The organism is Arthrobacter sp. MMS18-M83, from assembly GCF_026683955.1.
In the GTDB taxonomy this organism is placed as follows: Bacteria; Actinomycetota; Actinomycetes; order Actinomycetales; family Micrococcaceae; genus Arthrobacter.
This window is the reverse complement of record NZ_CP113343.1, coordinates 4,272,297-4,287,487: the sequence shown is the minus strand read 5'-3', so window position 1 is coordinate 4,287,487 and position 15,191 is coordinate 4,272,297. Positions and strand designations below refer to the sequence as shown.

At 63.1% G+C, this 15,191-nt stretch carries 14 protein-coding genes and 2 tRNA genes; 4 read left to right on the top strand and 12 right to left on the bottom strand.

Translation table 11 applies throughout. From position 1 onward, the window contains the following. The first annotated feature begins 5 nt into the window (after window positions 1-5). Window positions 6-521, top strand: coding sequence for a DUF3515 family protein (locus tag OW521_RS20235; RefSeq protein WP_268021312.1), 516 nt, complete (start codon window positions 6-8; stop codon window positions 519-521). A 41-nt stretch (window positions 522-562) separates the two neighbouring features. On the opposite strand, the gene OW521_RS20230 is transcribed toward OW521_RS20235, so the two are convergent. The 6 genes from OW521_RS20230 to leuC form a co-directional block, all read right to left on the bottom strand. Beyond that, window positions 563-1,729, bottom strand: a complete 1,167-nt coding sequence (locus OW521_RS20230; RefSeq protein WP_268026017.1) for a D-alanine--D-alanine ligase family protein — start codon at window positions 1,727-1,729, stop codon at window positions 563-565. 17 nt (window positions 1,730-1,746) lie between these two features. Beyond that, on the bottom strand, window positions 1,747-2,778 hold the full coding sequence (locus OW521_RS20225) for an NAD(P)H-dependent glycerol-3-phosphate dehydrogenase (protein ID WP_268026015.1): 1,032 nt from the start codon (window positions 2,776-2,778) through the stop codon (window positions 1,747-1,749). 17 nt (window positions 2,779-2,795) lie between these two features. Then, window positions 2,796-3,569 (bottom strand): lysophospholipid acyltransferase family protein, encoded by a 774-nt coding sequence (locus OW521_RS20220; RefSeq protein ID WP_268021311.1) that lies wholly within the window; start codon window positions 3,567-3,569, stop codon window positions 2,796-2,798. A gap of 11 nt (window positions 3,570-3,580) precedes the next feature. After that, window positions 3,581-4,906, bottom strand: coding sequence for a UDP-N-acetylglucosamine 1-carboxyvinyltransferase (murA, locus tag OW521_RS20215; RefSeq protein ID WP_268021310.1), 1,326 nt, complete (start codon window positions 4,904-4,906; stop codon window positions 3,581-3,583). Window positions 4,907-5,069: 163 nt separating this feature from the next. Beyond that, window positions 5,070-5,672 (bottom strand): 3-isopropylmalate dehydratase small subunit, encoded by a 603-nt coding sequence (gene leuD / locus OW521_RS20210; RefSeq protein ID WP_268021309.1) that lies wholly within the window; start codon window positions 5,670-5,672, stop codon window positions 5,070-5,072. A gap of 10 nt (window positions 5,673-5,682) precedes the next feature. Continuing rightward, window positions 5,683-7,137 (bottom strand): 3-isopropylmalate dehydratase large subunit, encoded by a 1,455-nt coding sequence (gene leuC, locus OW521_RS20205; protein ID WP_268021308.1) that lies wholly within the window; start codon window positions 7,135-7,137, stop codon window positions 5,683-5,685. Between the two features lie 112 nt (window positions 7,138-7,249). Between leuC and OW521_RS20200 the strand changes: the two genes are divergently transcribed. Together OW521_RS20200 and OW521_RS20195 are read left to right on the top strand one after the other, a co-directional pair. Continuing rightward, window positions 7,250-7,969: an IclR family transcriptional regulator gene (locus OW521_RS20200; RefSeq protein ID WP_028264661.1), complete on the top strand. Its 720-nt coding sequence runs from the start codon at window positions 7,250-7,252 to the stop codon at window positions 7,967-7,969. Between the two features lie 68 nt (window positions 7,970-8,037). Beyond that, on the top strand, window positions 8,038-8,601 hold the full coding sequence (locus tag OW521_RS20195; RefSeq protein WP_268021307.1) for a DUF1697 domain-containing protein: 564 nt from the start codon (window positions 8,038-8,040) through the stop codon (window positions 8,599-8,601). Window positions 8,602-8,786: 185 nt separating this feature from the next. Here the strand turns inward: OW521_RS20195 and OW521_RS20190 are convergent. Both OW521_RS20190 and OW521_RS20185 read right to left on the bottom strand, forming a co-directional pair. After that, window positions 8,787-8,859 (bottom strand) — tRNA-Glu (locus OW521_RS20190). A 141-nt stretch (window positions 8,860-9,000) separates the two neighbouring features. Continuing rightward, window positions 9,001-9,072 (bottom strand) — tRNA-Gln (locus OW521_RS20185). Between the two features lie 333 nt (window positions 9,073-9,405). Between OW521_RS20185 and OW521_RS20180 the strand changes: the two genes are divergently transcribed. Continuing rightward, a complete protein-coding gene (locus OW521_RS20180; RefSeq protein WP_268021306.1) occupies window positions 9,406-10,869 on the top strand; it encodes a hypothetical protein in 1,464 nt (487 codons plus the stop codon). Window positions 10,870-10,908: 39 nt separating this feature from the next. Here the strand turns inward: OW521_RS20180 and OW521_RS20175 are convergent, their stop codons facing one another. From OW521_RS20175 to OW521_RS20160, 4 genes are all read right to left on the bottom strand, one after another. Next, a complete protein-coding gene (locus OW521_RS20175) occupies window positions 10,909-11,622 on the bottom strand; it encodes an HAD family hydrolase (RefSeq protein ID WP_268021305.1) in 714 nt (237 codons plus the stop codon). A 12-nt stretch (window positions 11,623-11,634) separates the two neighbouring features. Further along, on the bottom strand, window positions 11,635-13,149 hold the full coding sequence (gene gltX / locus OW521_RS20170) for a glutamate--tRNA ligase (protein WP_268021304.1): 1,515 nt from the start codon (window positions 13,147-13,149) through the stop codon (window positions 11,635-11,637). Window positions 13,150-13,230: 81 nt separating this feature from the next. After that, complete coding sequence (locus OW521_RS20165) at window positions 13,231-14,007, bottom strand: fumarylacetoacetate hydrolase family protein (RefSeq protein WP_268021303.1); 777 nt, start codon at window positions 14,005-14,007, stop codon at window positions 13,231-13,233. A gap of 71 nt (window positions 14,008-14,078) precedes the next feature. Further along, on the bottom strand, window positions 14,079-14,861 hold the full coding sequence (locus OW521_RS20160) for an MBL fold metallo-hydrolase (RefSeq protein ID WP_268021302.1): 783 nt from the start codon (window positions 14,859-14,861) through the stop codon (window positions 14,079-14,081). Window positions 14,862-15,191: the final 330 nt, after the last annotated feature.

Here is a 15,191-nt window from a genome sequence, read left to right as displayed (position 1 = left end):
CATCAATGCAACAAACGAAAGCCGCCGTGTACGTCCGCGCCCTTTGCTCCCTGACGGCCGCTGCGGTTTCGGTTCTTAGCCTGGCAGCCTGCTCCCCCGTCGTCGACGTCAAGCCTGCCGCTGATGCCGCGAACGCGGCCTGCGCACCCATGATGGTGGCACTTCCGGACACCATCGGCGATGCCGCCCTGCGGAAGACCAACAGCCAAGCAACGGCCGCATGGGGTGACCCTTCTGTGCTGATCCTGCGTTGCGGCGTCAACGTGCCTGGCCCCACCACGGACCGCTGCGTCACAGTGAACGACGTCGATTGGGTCATCAAGGAAGGCGACCCGGTGTGGACACTGACCACCTACGGGCGCGAGCCCGCCACGGAAATCCTCATGGACCCGAACAAGATCAGCTCTGCCACGGTCCTTGCGGATTTGGCACCTGCCGCAGCGAAGATCAAGGCCGTACGCAAGTGCGTTGGCCAGCCTGAGCTGCTGCAGAACCTGCCGACAAGCACCCCGGGAAAGTAGCAGGCCCCACGCTGGAGCCGGCTTTCAGCGCCGGCCGGTTTTCAGCGCAAGCCGGTTTTCCGATTGAGGGCCAGGTAGATGAGTTCGTCGATCAGCTCGGCATAGCTCATCCCGGAAGCCGCCCACATCTGCGGATACATGCTCTTGGGGGTGAATCCGGGCATCGTGTTGATCTCGTTGATGATGAGCTCGCCGTCCGGGGTGTAGAAGAAGTCCACACGGCTGAGGCCTTCAGCACCGACGGCATCGAACGCTGCGGCAGCAAGCTCGCGCACGCGGGCGATGGCCTCGTCTGGAATATCAGCCGGACAGCTCAAGGCAGCGGCGCCGTCTTCCACGTACTTGGCATTGAAGTCATAGAATTCGTGCTCGCCTGGAGCGACGGCAATCTCTCCGGGCATGGAGGTGCGCGGCGCCGCAGTACCGCGTCCTTCGAGGACGGCGCACTCGATTTCCCGGCCAACAATGCCGGCCTCGATCACCAGTTTGAGGTCGTGCCGACGTGCCTCCTCGACGGCGGCATCCAACCCGTCCATGGAATCGACTTTGGAAATCCCCATGGACGAACCGGCGCGAGCGGGCTTCACGAAGACTGGGAAGCCGAGGCGGTCCACGCGCTTGCGGACGGCTTCAGCGTCGTTGATCCATTCGCGGTCCGTGACGGCAACGTAGGGTCCCACGGTAAGGCCGGCAGCCTCGAAAACGACCTTCATGAAGTGCTTATCCATGCCGACCGCGGATGCCAAAACTCCGGCTCCCACGTACCGGGTGTCAGAAAGCTCCAGGAGTCCCTGGACCGTTCCGTCTTCGCCCCAAGGCCCGTGCAGGAGCGGGAAAACGACGTCCACGGAACCCAGTTCCTCGGGCACGGCGTTCGGTGCCGTGACGATCAACTGGTGGGCTCCGCCCACCTCGGCAAGCGTGACGGTCTTCCCGGACGGTGCGACCTCGGGCAGGGCCGCGGCGCTCAATGACCACTTGCTGATATCAGCCGACGGGATCACCCACTGGCCGGACTTCGCGATCCCGATGGGGACGACGTCGTACTTGGTCTTGTCGATGGCGCCCATGACTCCGGCAGCCGTCACGCAGCTGACCGCGTGCTCGCTTGAGCGGCCTCCAAAGAGTACTGCGACGCGCGGCCGACGACGTTCGGAGGGTTTTGCGGAAGCAGCAGTTCCAGGGGAGTCAGCAGCTCCGGCAGACAAGGATTCTTCGGTCACAGTCAGTAATCGCCTTCGGACTTCAGGGAGCGGGCCAGGAGTCTGGGCCCAAGTTCATCAACGGATAGTTTGCCTTCAAGGACGGCTACCACGGCCGCCGTGATCGGCATTTCGACACCGAGTTTTCCGGCTAGTTCGTAGACAGCGTACCCGGACTTGATGCCTTCCGCGGTCTGCGTCATTCGCTCCGTAACCTGGTCAAGGGTCAGGCCTTCGCCGAGCAAACGGCCCGCCGTATGGTTGCGGGAAAGCGGCGAGGAGCAGGTCGCCACAAGGTCACCCAGGCCAGCAAGACCTGCCATGGTGCGGGCCTCGCCACCCAAGGCAAGGGCAAGCCGCGATGTCTCCGCGAGGCCACGGGTGATCACCGAGGCCTTCGTGTTGTCACCCATCTGCTTGCCTTCGCAGATGCCGACGGCGAGGGCGATGACGTTTTTCACGATGCCGCCGATTTCGACGCCCACGACATCATTGCTGGTGTAGGGGCGGAAGTACGGCGCAGTGCAGCAGTGCGCAATTTCGGCGGCGGTGGCCTCGTCGCTGCATGCCACTACGGAAGCCGTCGGTTCTTGCCGCGCGATTTCCATGGCCAGGTTGGGCCCCGAAACCACGGCAACCCGCTCCTGCGGGATGTCGAGTTCCTCGGAAATAACCTGGCTCATGCGCGAGTCCGTGCCGAGTTCAAGGCCCTTCATGAGGGAGACAACAATGGCGTCCGGAGCCACGAGCGGCTTCCATTTGCGCAGTTGCAGCCGAAGCGATTGCGCCGGCACAGCGAGAATGACGATCCCGGCACCGGCAAGGACCTCGGATACGTCCGTTGACGCCGTGATGCAATCGGGCAACGCGATGTCCTTCAAATACTGCGCATTGCGGTGCTCCGTGTTGATCTGGGCAACCACTTCGTCCCGTCGGCCCCAAATGCGGATGCTGCGCTCTGTGCCGGTGGCTATTGCCGCATCCGCGAGGACCTTGGCGAACGTGGTGCCCCAGGATCCAGCACCGAGAACGGCGACTACCGCCGTATTGGACATGGGTGCCTCGCCAGCGGTCACTTTTGTCCGTCCACGCCGTTGGTGCCGGTTTCTTCAGTCGCTTGGAAGCGACCGTGCTTGGACTGGTTGTGGGCTGCGGGATCCCAGCGTTCCGCAGGAGGTTCTTCCCCGCGCAAGGTAGCCAGGAGTTCCGTGATGGCGTCCATGATGATGTCGGTCGCTTCTACCAAGGTGGCGCGGTCCAAGGTCCGACCGTGGAAAGCACTGAGGTCCACCGGATCGCCCACCAGGATGCGGGAGGTCTTCCGGGGGAAGACATACAGACGCTTGGCATACCGCGGGAAGACTTCATGGGCGCCCCAATGGGCGATTGGAACCACGGGAGCTCCTGTCTGGATCGCCAGGCGCGCAGCTCCCGTGTGGCCCTTCATCGGCCACAAATCAGGGTCGCGGGTCAGGGTGCCCTCCGGATAGATGATGATGGCACCTCCTGCGTCTACCACGTTCTGGGCGGCTTGCAGCGAGCGGTTCGCTCCCGTCGTCGAGCGTTCCACCGGAATCTGGTTCGTTGCGCGCAACAGGCTACCTAGGACGGGGGCCTTGAAAAGGCCCGACTTCGCAAGGAAATGCGGTGGACGCTTCATGTTGTAAAGCATGTGCCCCACCACAATGGGGTCGATCTCGGTGCAATGGTTCGGGGCGGCAATGAAGCCACCTGCGGGGAGCTTTTCAGTCCCCTCCCACTTCTTTGCCATGAGGATGTTCATGAGCGGGCGCGCTATACCCGCGAGAACAGCGAACATGGCACGGCTCTGGGCCGGTTCCTTCAAGGTGTCCCCCGTTACTTGGAGTCGGTGAGGTCGAAATCGGCACCCAGGCCGGCGAGCTTTTCAGTGAAGCGCTCATAGCCACGGTTGATGATGTCGATCCCGGTCACCCTGGACGTGCCGGTTGCGGCAAGCGCCGCAATAAGGTGGCTGAATCCGCCGCGGAGATCAGGGATATCGATGTCGGTGCCCCTGAGCGGGGTCGGTCCCGAGATGACGGCGGAATGCAGGAAATTGCGCTGGCCGAACCGGCACGGCACGCTTCCGAGGCATTCACGGTGGACCTGGATCGTGGCACCCATGCGGGTCAGCGCATCGGTAAAGCCAAAGCGGTTTTCGTACACGGTTTCGTGCACGATCGACACCCCTTCGGCCTGGGTCAGGGCGACTACCAACGGCTGCTGCCAGTCGGTCATGAATCCCGGGTGCACATCGGTTTCAAGGACGAGTGGGCTGAGCTTGCCGCCCGGGTGGTAGAAGCGGATGCCGTCCTCTCGGATATCCATGCCGCCACCTACCTTTCGGTACGTGTTCAGGAAAGTCATCATGTCTCGCTGCGAAGCGCCCTCGACGAAGATATCTCCACGGGTCACCAAAGCAGCGGAAGCCCACGACGCCGATTCGTTGCGGTCAGGCAGCGCGCGGTGGTCGTAGCCGCCAAGGTCCTTGACGCCTTCGATCCTGATGGTGCGGTCCGTCTGGACGCTGATGATAGCGCCCATCTTTTGAAGGACAGCTATGAGGTCGATGATTTCTGGCTCGGTGGCGGCACCGCTGAGTTCCGTGATGCCCTCGGCGCGGGTGGCGCTCAACAGTACCTGTTCCGTGGCTCCCACCGAAGGGTAAGGGAGGGAGATCTTGGCACCGTGGAGACCCTTGGGAGCGGAAATGTGGATGCCGCCCGGGCGCTTTTCGACGACGGCGCCAAACTGGCGGAGCACGTTGAGGTGGTAATCGATGGGTCTGTCGCCGATCTTGCAGCCGCCGAGGTCTGGAATGAACGCTTCTCCAATGGCATGGATCAGCGGCCCGCACAGCAGGATCGGGATGCGGGAGTCCCCCGCGTGAGCGTCAATCGCGGTGCTGGACGCTGTCTTGGCGTTCTTGGGATCCAGCGTGAGATCGCCAGTGACGGGATCCTTCTGAACAGTCACGCCATGGAGCTGCAGCAGGCTGGTGACGACCTCCACGTCCTTGATTTCCGGGACGTTCCGCAGCACCGAGGGTTCGTTGCCGAGGAGCGAAGCCACCATGGCCTTGGGAACAAGGTTCTTGGCACCTCTGACGGTGACGCGGCCGGTCAAGGGGACGCCGCCGCGGATTGTCAGGACACTACTCATCTATACCGGTTTCCTCACGAGTTGATGCCCCCATACTTACGAAGGCTCCAGCTAAGCATAAAAGCTGACGTTACCGATTCGAAATAGAGCACGCCCCGAAGTGTTTCCGCCGACAGAAAAGGACCGGCGCGGATCTTCGTCCCGGCCGGTCCTTCCTGCTGACCTACTGGATCCGTGCCGGCAGGGTTTTCGGCTTGAAGGAAGGCCTGGTGGCCTCGTAGGCCGTGATGTCTTCCTCGTGCTGGAGTGTCAATCCAATGTCGTCCAAGCCCTCCAGGAGGCGCCAGCGGGTGTAGTCGTCGATCTCGAACGGTGCCACGACGTTGCCGCATTCAACGGTTTTGGACACAAGGTCAACCTTGACTTCGGTGCCCGGAGCGTTTTCAAGCACTTTCCAGATGAGCTCGATATCGTCTTGGGCAAGCTCGGCAGCCAGGAGGCCCTGCTTGCCCGAGTTGCCGCGGAAGATGTCCGCGAAACGGGAAGACAACACGGCTTTGAATCCGTAGTCCTTCAGCGCCCAGACTGCGTGTTCGCGGGACGAACCGGTGCCGAAATCGGGGCCCGCCACCAGGACCGATCCAGCGGTGAAGGGCTCCTGGTTCAGGATGAAGGACGGGTCCTTGCGCCACGCTGAGAACAGTGCGTCCTCGAAGCCGGTACGGGTAATCCGCTTGAGGTAGACGGCGGGAATGATCTGGTCCGTGTCCACATTGCTTTGGCGCAACGGGACACCGATGCCGGTGTGGGTTGTGAACTTTTCCATGGGAATCCTCCTAGGCGGCGTCGGTGGTGGTGGATGCGGAGACGGAGGCGGGCGCCAGGTCCGACGGCGAGCTCAGCGTCCCGCGCACGGCGGTGGCAGCGGCCACAACCGGTGAGACCAAATGCGTGCGGCCGCCCTTGCCCTGGCGTCCTTCGAAGTTGCGGTTCGAGGTGGATGCGCAGCGCTCCCCTGGTTCGAGCTGGTCCGGGTTCATGCCCAGGCACATGGAGCAGCCGGCGAACCGCCACTCGGCACCGAATTCCTTGAACACCTGGTCCAGTCCCTCGGCCTCGGCCTCGAGACGGACGCGTGCCGACCCGGGGACCACCAGCATCCGTACCTTCGGGTCCTTTTCCCGGCCACGGATAACATCGGCCGCGGCACGCAGGTCCTCGATGCGGGAGTTGGTGCAGGAACCGAGGAACACCGTGTCCACCCGAATGTCCTTCATCGGCGTACCGGCCTCGAGGCCCATGTACTGCAACGCGCGTTCGGCAGCCAGCTTTGCATTTTCGTCGCCGAAGTCCTCGGGGAACGGAACCGATTCGTTGAGCGAAATACCCTGGGCCGGGTTGGTCCCCCAGGTTACGAACGGCTCCAAGGTATCGGCGTCGAGGTCCACCTCGACATCGAAGGTGGCGTCGTCGTCGGTGTGCAGCGTGTTCCAGTATTCGACGGCGGCATCCCATTCCTCGCCCCGGGGGGCGTGGGGACGGCCGTACATGTAGTCGTAGGTGGTCTGGTCCGGAGCCACCAGGCCTGCGCGGGCACCGGCTTCAATCGACATGTTGCAGATGGTCATGCGGGCATCCATGGAAAGCGCGCGGATGGCCGATCCACGGTACTCCAGCACGTAGCCTTGGCCGCCACCCGTACCGATCCTGGCGATGACCGCCAGGATGATGTCCTTTGCAGACACGCCCGGGCGCAGGGTGCCCCCAACGTTGATCGCCATGGTCTTGAACGGCTTGAGGGACAGCGTCTGGGTGGCCATGACGTGTTCCACCTCGGAGGTGCCGATGCCCATGGCCAGCGCGCCGAACGCACCGTGCGTGGAAGTGTGGGAATCGCCACACACAACCGTCATGCCAGGCTGGGTGAGCCCAAGCTGCGGGCCGACCACGTGCACGATGCCCTGTTCGGCATCGCCGAGCGAGTGCAGGCGGACGCCGAACTCCTGGCAGTTGTTGCGCAAGGTCTGGATCTGCGTGCGGCTGGTGAGATCGGCAATCGGCTTGTCGATGTCCAGGGTGGGAGTGTTGTGGTCTTCGGTCGCGATGGTGAGGTCCGGCCGGCGCAGTTTGCGGCCGGCCAACCGGAGACCCTCAAAGGCCTGCGGCGAAGTCACTTCATGCACGAGGTGCAAGTCGATGAACAGAAGATCGGGCTGGGCGTTGGCTCCTTCGCCTTCGCCCTTGCGCACCACGTGCGCATCCCAAACTTTCTCGGCCAGTGTCTTTCCCACGGCCTGCTCCCTTCACTGCGGTTGGCTTGACTACTTCCACTGAACATCAGCGATTCAAACTGCGCCAGCGAAACAACTTGCATCTCAGATATTGAGACGGCAATATCATTACATGGACAATTCTAGTGGAGTCGGCGTCATCGATAAAGCGGCCCAGGTGCTCGACGCACTTGAGGCGGGACCAACCACCCTCGCTCAACTTGTGGCCGCAACCGGGCTGGCCCGTCCCACTGTGCACCGGCTGGCACTGGCCCTGGTCCACCACCGCCTCGTGAGCCGTGACATCCAAGGGCGCTTCGTCTTGGGCAGCCGCCTCGTTGAGCTCGCCTCGGCGGCCGGCGAAGACAGGCTCATCGCCTCGGCCGGTCCTGTCCTCATCCAGCTCCGGGACGCCACCGGCGAAAGCGCTCAGATCTTCCGCCGGCAGGGCGACTGGCGCGTGTGCGTCGCTTCGGCCGAACGCCCGATCGGCCTGCGCGACACCATACCCGTCGGAACCCAGCTGTCCATGAAGGCCGGCTCCGCCGCGCAAATCCTACTGGCGTGGGAAGACCACGACCGGCTTCTGGACGGACTTCAGAATGCCCGATTCACCCCGACGGTCCTGGCGGGAGTACGACGTCGGGGCTGGGCTCAGAGCCTGGGCGAACGCGAGCCCGGTGTCGCCTCAGTCTCCGCACCGGTGCGCGGCCCTTCCGGCCGGGTCATTGCTGCGGTGTCCATCTCGGGCCCCATCGAGCGCCTGACCCGCCAACCCGGGCGGCTCCATGCCGAGGTCGTCTGCAATGCCGCCCGGGTGCTGACGGAAGCCCTGCGCAAGAACAACGACTGATCCGCTCTCCTCGACCCCTCTCGGCAATGAATGGGCGCACGTAGGGTGGGCGCATGTAGGGTGGGCGCATGAACAGCTTTGCCGTGTTCCTGCGTGGGATCAACGTTGGCGGGATCAACATCAAGATGGCCGACCTCAAAGTGGCCCTCAAGGCATACCCCTTCACCGGGGTCAAGACCCTGCTTGCCAGCGGCAACGTTGTCCTTCAGAGCGATCTGGACGCGGCCGAAGTCAAAGAGCAATGCGAGAAATGCCTGAGGGACGCATTCGGTTATGACGCCTGGGTAGTGGTCCTGACCGCAGAACGGGTTGCCGAACTGGTGGAAGCCTGCCCCTATCCCGCCGACGACAAGACCACGCACAGCTACATCACCCTAGCTTCGGACACGGCCATGTTGGACGAACTGTTCGACGCCGGCACAGCCCTCGGCACGCCGGGACAGGGCGGCGTCGAGCAAGTCCGCTTGGGCGCCGAGGCTTCGGCCTGGCTCGCCCCAGCAGGAGGCACATTGGACAGCCCCTTCAGCAAGCTCTCTTCAAAGGCCCGCTACAAGGCAAGCACCACCACCCGGAACCTGCGCACGCTCATCAAGGTCAGAGACGCCGCGGAAGCCCTCCAGAAGACCACCTGAGCTGCCACCCGTACCACTCTCCCCTTTTTTTGATATGGGAAAGCGCTTGCGACACGGCGGGTCGCATCATTTGGGGACTTTCGGGCGGCAAACAAGGGGAGGAAGGTACGGTGTCCGATGTTCCACCCGCACCTTGGGCAAAGAAAAATCCCCCGGAACCTGGTGGTTCCGGGGGATTCATGTTGTGACCCCAGCGGGATTCGAACCCGCGTTACCGCCGTGAGAGGGCAGCGTACTAGGCCGCTATACGATGGGGCCTTGTACTTTGAATTACTGCGTTTTGAATACCGCTTCCGGCATTCAAGCTGAATGAGTATTTCATACATTCAACGTTGTTTCAAATCGGCGAACCGCTTCAAAACTTCCAAATTACCACGCAAATACATGGATTATTCAGAGCTGGGATACCAGGACTCGAACCTAGAATGACGGTACCAGAAACCGTAGTGTTGCCAATTACACCATATCCCATTGGCGCTTTTAGGCCGGATTCGATGGCGTAAACCTTCGCTCCGTGCCCCTTAGCACGAGTAATTACTTTACCCGAGACTCTCGATGCGCACAAATCGAGCGCACGGTCACGCGACCGTCACCGTCCTACGCTCAATGATCCGCCAATGAGAGCAAAAAACCCTTGCAATACCCCGAGGGTTAAGTTTACTCTCGGTAAGTTACCACTCGGTAACCAATGCCAAACACTTGTTTCGTGGCACAGCCACAGGTCACGTCGCCTGTTAGCTGCGTCACATGGGGGGATCCCCGGCAGCAGCGTCGCCGTCGGGAAGTCATCGAGAGGAATCGCCCATGACACGGAACCCTGCCATCGCCACCACAACACGCAGCCGGGCCCAGATGATCGCCATCGGTGTGCTCGCCCTCCTACTGATCGCCCTCCTCGGGTTTTACACATTGGTCATTGGGAAGATCGCTGCAGGATCCGAGCAGCTCAATGACGGCGCAGGACAGGCATCAGCCGGCGCCGGACAGCTCAAAGACGGTGCGGCAAGGCTTGCGGGAGGAGCCGCGGAAGCCGGGACTGGCGCGGCCAAACTGGCTGATGGCGCGTCGAAGGTCCAAACCGGAATCCAGGGCAAACTGGCACCGGGAGCCCAACAGTTGAAGGATGGCGCCGACAAACTGGCTACAGGGGCGGTGAAGATCCAGAACGATGTCAACGCCAAGCTTGCGCCAGGAGTCTACAAAGTGGACGACGGCGCGCAGAAGCTTGCGGCCGGGGCTGTTCAGCTCTCCGCGGCCCTGACCCCGACGCCGGCCGGCAACGCCGAAAACAACCTCGCCGATGGCGCCACGCAGCTCAACAATGGGGCAGTCCAGCTCAACAACGGCGCCGCACAGCTCGACGCCGGCGCTGCCCGGCTCGACGCGGGTACCGCGAGTCTGGCGGCTGGCACTGATCAGCTCAAGGGCTACCCGGGCGCCGGAAACGATCCCACCAAGGGGACAGGAACCGCAGCCTTGGCCCAAGGGCTGCAGCAGCTCGCCGATGCCGCCAACGGAGTCCAGGGCGTAGTGCCACTCGCAGTGCTGAGGGCCCAGATCAATGCCCTCAACGATGGCGCACATCGCCTTGATGCCGGAGCCGCGCAATTACAGGCGGGCGCGGGCCAGCTCCAAGCCGGGGCGGGGCAACTGCACGACGGTACCCGAAGGCTCGCCGACGGCACGGGGAAACTGGCGGCAGGAACCGGGAAGCTGACAGCTGGCTTCGCGACGCTCGCCCAGAAGCTCAACAGCCAGGACCCGGCCTCTCCGGGCGTGGTTCTGGGAACCCAGATGCTTGCCGATGGAACGGCAAGGATCCGCGTGGGCATGGACGGCGTTCCGGGCGACCCCGAACACCCGGGGCTCCTCAAGGCCACGGCCAGCATGACGGATGGAACGTCACGAATGGCGTCGGGCACGGAATCGCTGATGGCGGGCATCAAGGGCAGCCCCGCCGATCCCTCCTCCCCCGGTCTTCTCGACGGCTCCACTGCATTGGCCGCGGGCGCCTCGAAATTGTCCGAAGGAAACGCCAAACTGGCTGCGGGCTCGGCCCAGCTGTCTACCGGAGCCGACAAACTCGCGGACGGGAATGCCCGGATCGCGGCGGGCACGGCAGAACTCCATCAGGGGGCCGCTGCGGTATCGCCGTCGAGCATGGCTGAAAAGTCAGATACCGGCACGGCGCTTGGACTTGTGGGCGTCCTGGGTGCGGGCTCCGTGGGCGCGTTTGTCTTCCTCCGGAAGTTCCGGCTCGGCGCGTAGCCGCCGAAGCCCGCCTCTGTTCAGGCGAGCAGCAAAGGCTCAGGCGAGCAGCCGCGACAGGGAGTCTATTTCGTGGCCGGAAAAGCCGGACGTGGCCCCACCTGTACGGTTCAGCCAGACGCCTTGCAATCCGGCCGCAGTGGCGCCATCGGCGTCGAGCAACCGGTTGTCGCCGACGAAGAGCGTCTCGGCCGGAATCGTGCCCAGGCGGCGGACCCCCTCGAGGTATATGGCGGGGTCCGGCTTGGGCACACCAACAGTGTCCGTTCCCACAAGCACCGTGATCCTTGCGAGTCCTGCGCTGTCGAGTTTGACCCGCTGGTAATCGTGGACGTTATTGCTCACGGCGCCATAAGGAATGCCGGCGGCATCCAGGGCGTCAAGCACGGGAACTACGTCGCTGAAGGCCCTTACATAGCTGGGCTGCAGGCGGGAGTAGTCGCTGAGCCATGTGTGGGAGTCCTCGCCCCCAAGCTCAACGCCGAAATGCCCTAGCGCGGCACGGCCACGCAGGAGTCGTTGCTCGTTGAACGTTAACTCGCCTGCGAGGTAGCGGTCATAGAAATGCGTCGTTTCGTGAGTGAATATCCGTCCGAATTTCTCCCACCCGGCCTGGTCCAGGCCGGGCAGGAGATGTTCGCTGACGTCACGCAGCGCCGTGGTCATGGCGTATTCGAGATCCACAAGCGTGTCGTCAATATCGAAGAGGACACCCTGGACCGTGCCAAAGGATTCCTGAAGTGCGCTGATCACGGCGAGCCTGGACTAGCCGCGGAACGAGCGCAAGCGGGTGAGCGAGGAATCCTTGCCCAGGATGACCATGGATTCAAAAAGCGGTGGCGAGATGCGGCGGCCGGAGATGGCCGTGCGCACGGGTCCGAACGCAAGGCGCGGCTTGACGCCGAGGTCCTCCACCAGGGCCTGCTTGAGCGCCGTCTGGATGCTTTCGGCGGTCCAGTCCTCGACCGGTTCCAACGCGGCCAACGCAGCGTCCAACACCTCGGTCAGGTTTTCGGGAAGGCCCTTGCGGGCGTCGTCCGCGACGTCGATGTGGCCGTCCTGCTTGAAAAGGAAGGCGAGCATCTCGGGTGCCTCACCCAGAAGGGTGATCCGTTCCTGGACCAGCGGCGCGGCCTCCTCGAGGATCTCTTCCTGGCGCGGGGTCAGGATCTCCCCCACGAAACCGGCAGCGCGCAGGTAGGGAACGAGCCGCTCCCGGAAGTCGTCAGGGGTGAGCATACGCACGTGCGTGCCGTTGATCGCTTCGGCCTTCTTGATGTCGAAGCGCGCCGGGTTGCCCAGGACATCGTGGATGTCGAAGTTGGCCACGAGCTGCTCCACGGTGAAGATGTCCTCGTCGGCGCTCAGGGACCAGCCCAGGAGCGACAGGTAGTTGAGCAATCCCTCGCGGATGAAGCCACGCTCGCGGTGCAGGAACAGGCTCGATTCCGGATCGCGTTTGGACAGCTTCTTGTTCCCCTGGCCCATGACGTATGGAAGGTGGCCGAACTCCGGCATGTATTCGGCGACGCCGATGGCGTACAGCGCACGGTAGAGGGCGATCTGGCGCGGAGTCGAGCTAAGCAGGTCCTCACCGCGCAGGATGTGCGTGATGCCCATGAGCGCGTCGTCGACCGGATTCACCAAGGTGTACAGCGGTGCACCATTGGCCCGCACCACGGCAAAGTCGGGCACGGAGCCTGCCTTGAACGTGATCTCCCCGCGCACGAGGTCATTGAAGGTCAGGTCTTCGTCCGGCATACGCAGGCGCAGCACGGCCTGGCGGCCTTCGGCCTTGTACTGGGCGAGCTGCTCTTCCGTCACATGCCGGTCGAAGCCGTCGTAGCCGAGCTTGGGATCCCGGCCGGCAGCGCGGTGCCGGGCTTCAATTTCGTCCGGAGTGGAGTACGACTCGTAGATGTGACCGCCGGCCTTCAGCTTGGCGATGACGTCCTTGTAGATATCGCTGCGCTGCGACTGACGGTACGGTTCATGCGGTCCGCCGACCTCGACGCCCTCGTCCCAGTCGATGCCGAGCCACTTCAGCGCATCAAGCAGCTGATGGTAGCTTTCCTCGCTGTCGCGGGCAGAGTCAGTGTCCTCGATACGGAAAACCAGCTTGCCTCCGGTGTGCCGGGCGTAGGCCCAGTTGAAGAGGGCCGTACGGATCAATCCGACGTGCGGGGTTCCCGTGGGCGAGGGGCAGAACCGGACGCGGACCGGGGTTTCGGCATTCACGGCAGGGATGGCGGCAGAGTTCGACGCAGCAACAGTAGTCATAATGGTTCCAACTTTACCGCCTGCCACTTCGCGGAATCCCCACTGTCACTTGGCGTCAAGCAGCAGGCGGACTGTCACGCCTCAGCGGCGGACTACCGGATTGGACAAGCGGCCGATGCCTTCGATCTCGATCTCGTAGCGATCGCCTTCCTGTACCAGACCGACGCCGGCCGGAGTACCTGTCATGATGACGTCGCCGGGCAGCAAAGTGAATGCTTGCGAAACGATCGACACGAGTTCACGCACGCTGCGGATCATCTGATTGGTGTTGCCGTCCTGGCGAAGCTCGCCATTGAGCCAACCTTTGATGGCCAGGTCCTCGGGGTCAAGGTCGGTCTCGATCCACGGGCCCAGGGGCGCAGAGGTGTCGAAGCCCTTGGCGCGGGCCCACTGCAGATCCGTTTTCTGGACGTCGCGGGCTGTGAGGTCGTTGCCGCAGGTGTAACCGAAAATGACATCGTCCACGCGGCTTTCGGGCACGTCCTTGCAAATGCGGCCGATGACGACGCAGAGTTCCGCTTCGAAGGAAACTTCTTCTGAGAACTCGGGCAACACAATGGGGTCGTTGGGGCCAACGACGGCCGTGTTCGGCTTCAGGAAGAGCAGGGGATGCTGCGGAACTTCATTGCCCAGTTCCCGGGCGTGATCAGCAAAGTTCCGGCCGACGCCGATCACCTTGCTGCGCGGAATGATGGGTGCCAGCAGGCGCACGTCTTCGAGCTTGTGGCGGACCGGGGTCCGCTCAACGCCGTTGAAGAAGGGATCGCCGTGAATGACAGTGATGACTTCACTGCCGGGCTCACCTTCCACGACGCCGTAGACGGGATCAGAATCAACAACAAACCGAGCGATACGCATGGTTTCTAGCGTACCGTCCGCGCGCGGTGGTTAGCGCGGCCGCTACGCTCCCCAGCTGCGGACAGCGTCCGCTAGCCGCGCAGATAGTCCAATTGCGCGGCAACCGAGGTTTCCGCGGCCCAGCGCACGGAAGGATCGACGTCGGGATACACGGCATCGGTGACAGCCTGCACCTCGGCCTCCGCCCCGAGTCGTGCGAGGGCCTCACGGATCTGATCCAGGCGCATCTCCCTGTGTGCCCGATACTCCCGGCAGACCGCGTCCACCGCCGGCAGGACGGGCCCGTGTGCGGGCAACAGAGTTGCGGGACCAAGTCCTTCAAGCGTGTCGAGGCTCGCGAGGTAGTCCCTTAGCCTGCCGTCGGGATAATCCAGGACCGTGGTTCCTCGTCCCAGGATGGTGTCGCCGGTGAGCACGGAGCCGTCAGGCCCGTCGCCGGGAAGATGGAAGCACACTGAATCAGAAGTGTGGCCCGGCGTGGGAAGGACATGGATCTCTACCCCGGCTGCCTTGATGACCTCGTCACCGCGGAGCGGCTCGCCACCGTGGCAGTGTGCCGGGTCCGCCGCGCGGACGGGAGCGCCGGTGAGTTCGTGGAAGCGCGCGGACGCCTCGGTATGGTCCTTGTGGCGGTGGGTGATAAGAACGAGCTCAACCGTTCCGCTGGCGGCGAGGGCGGCCAGATGCGATTCGTCGAGCGGCCCTGGATCGACGACGACCACTCCGGTAGCGTCCGGCGCGGCAATGACGTAGGAGTTGGTCCCATCGAGGCTCATCGGCCCCGGATTGGGTGCCAAGCGTGAGCGGGTGAGGAAACTGCTGGTCTGGAAAGAGGCATCATTGACCGGATTCACGATTCTATCTTGGCACATGTCACATGGCTGGCTGCCGGAGTTGGAGCAGTTGCACAAGGAGCAAAGCCAGTACACGACGTAGCATGGTGTCAAGGCGTCAGCACAAGCCCAGTAGATCAACGGATCGCCGGCAGGGCTGATTTAGGGCGCGGATTGCCTTGAATAGATGCAGAGGAGTGGTCGAATTGTTGCGGACTCAAATCCCTCGAAGAGGACTTCTCTGGACCACGACGGCGATCGCAACCGTTTGCCTTTCCGTTCTCGCGACCCTTAATGCTTGTTCGTCCGACGCGGGACCCCGCGCTGCCGCGTCCGCAAAACAGCCAACGG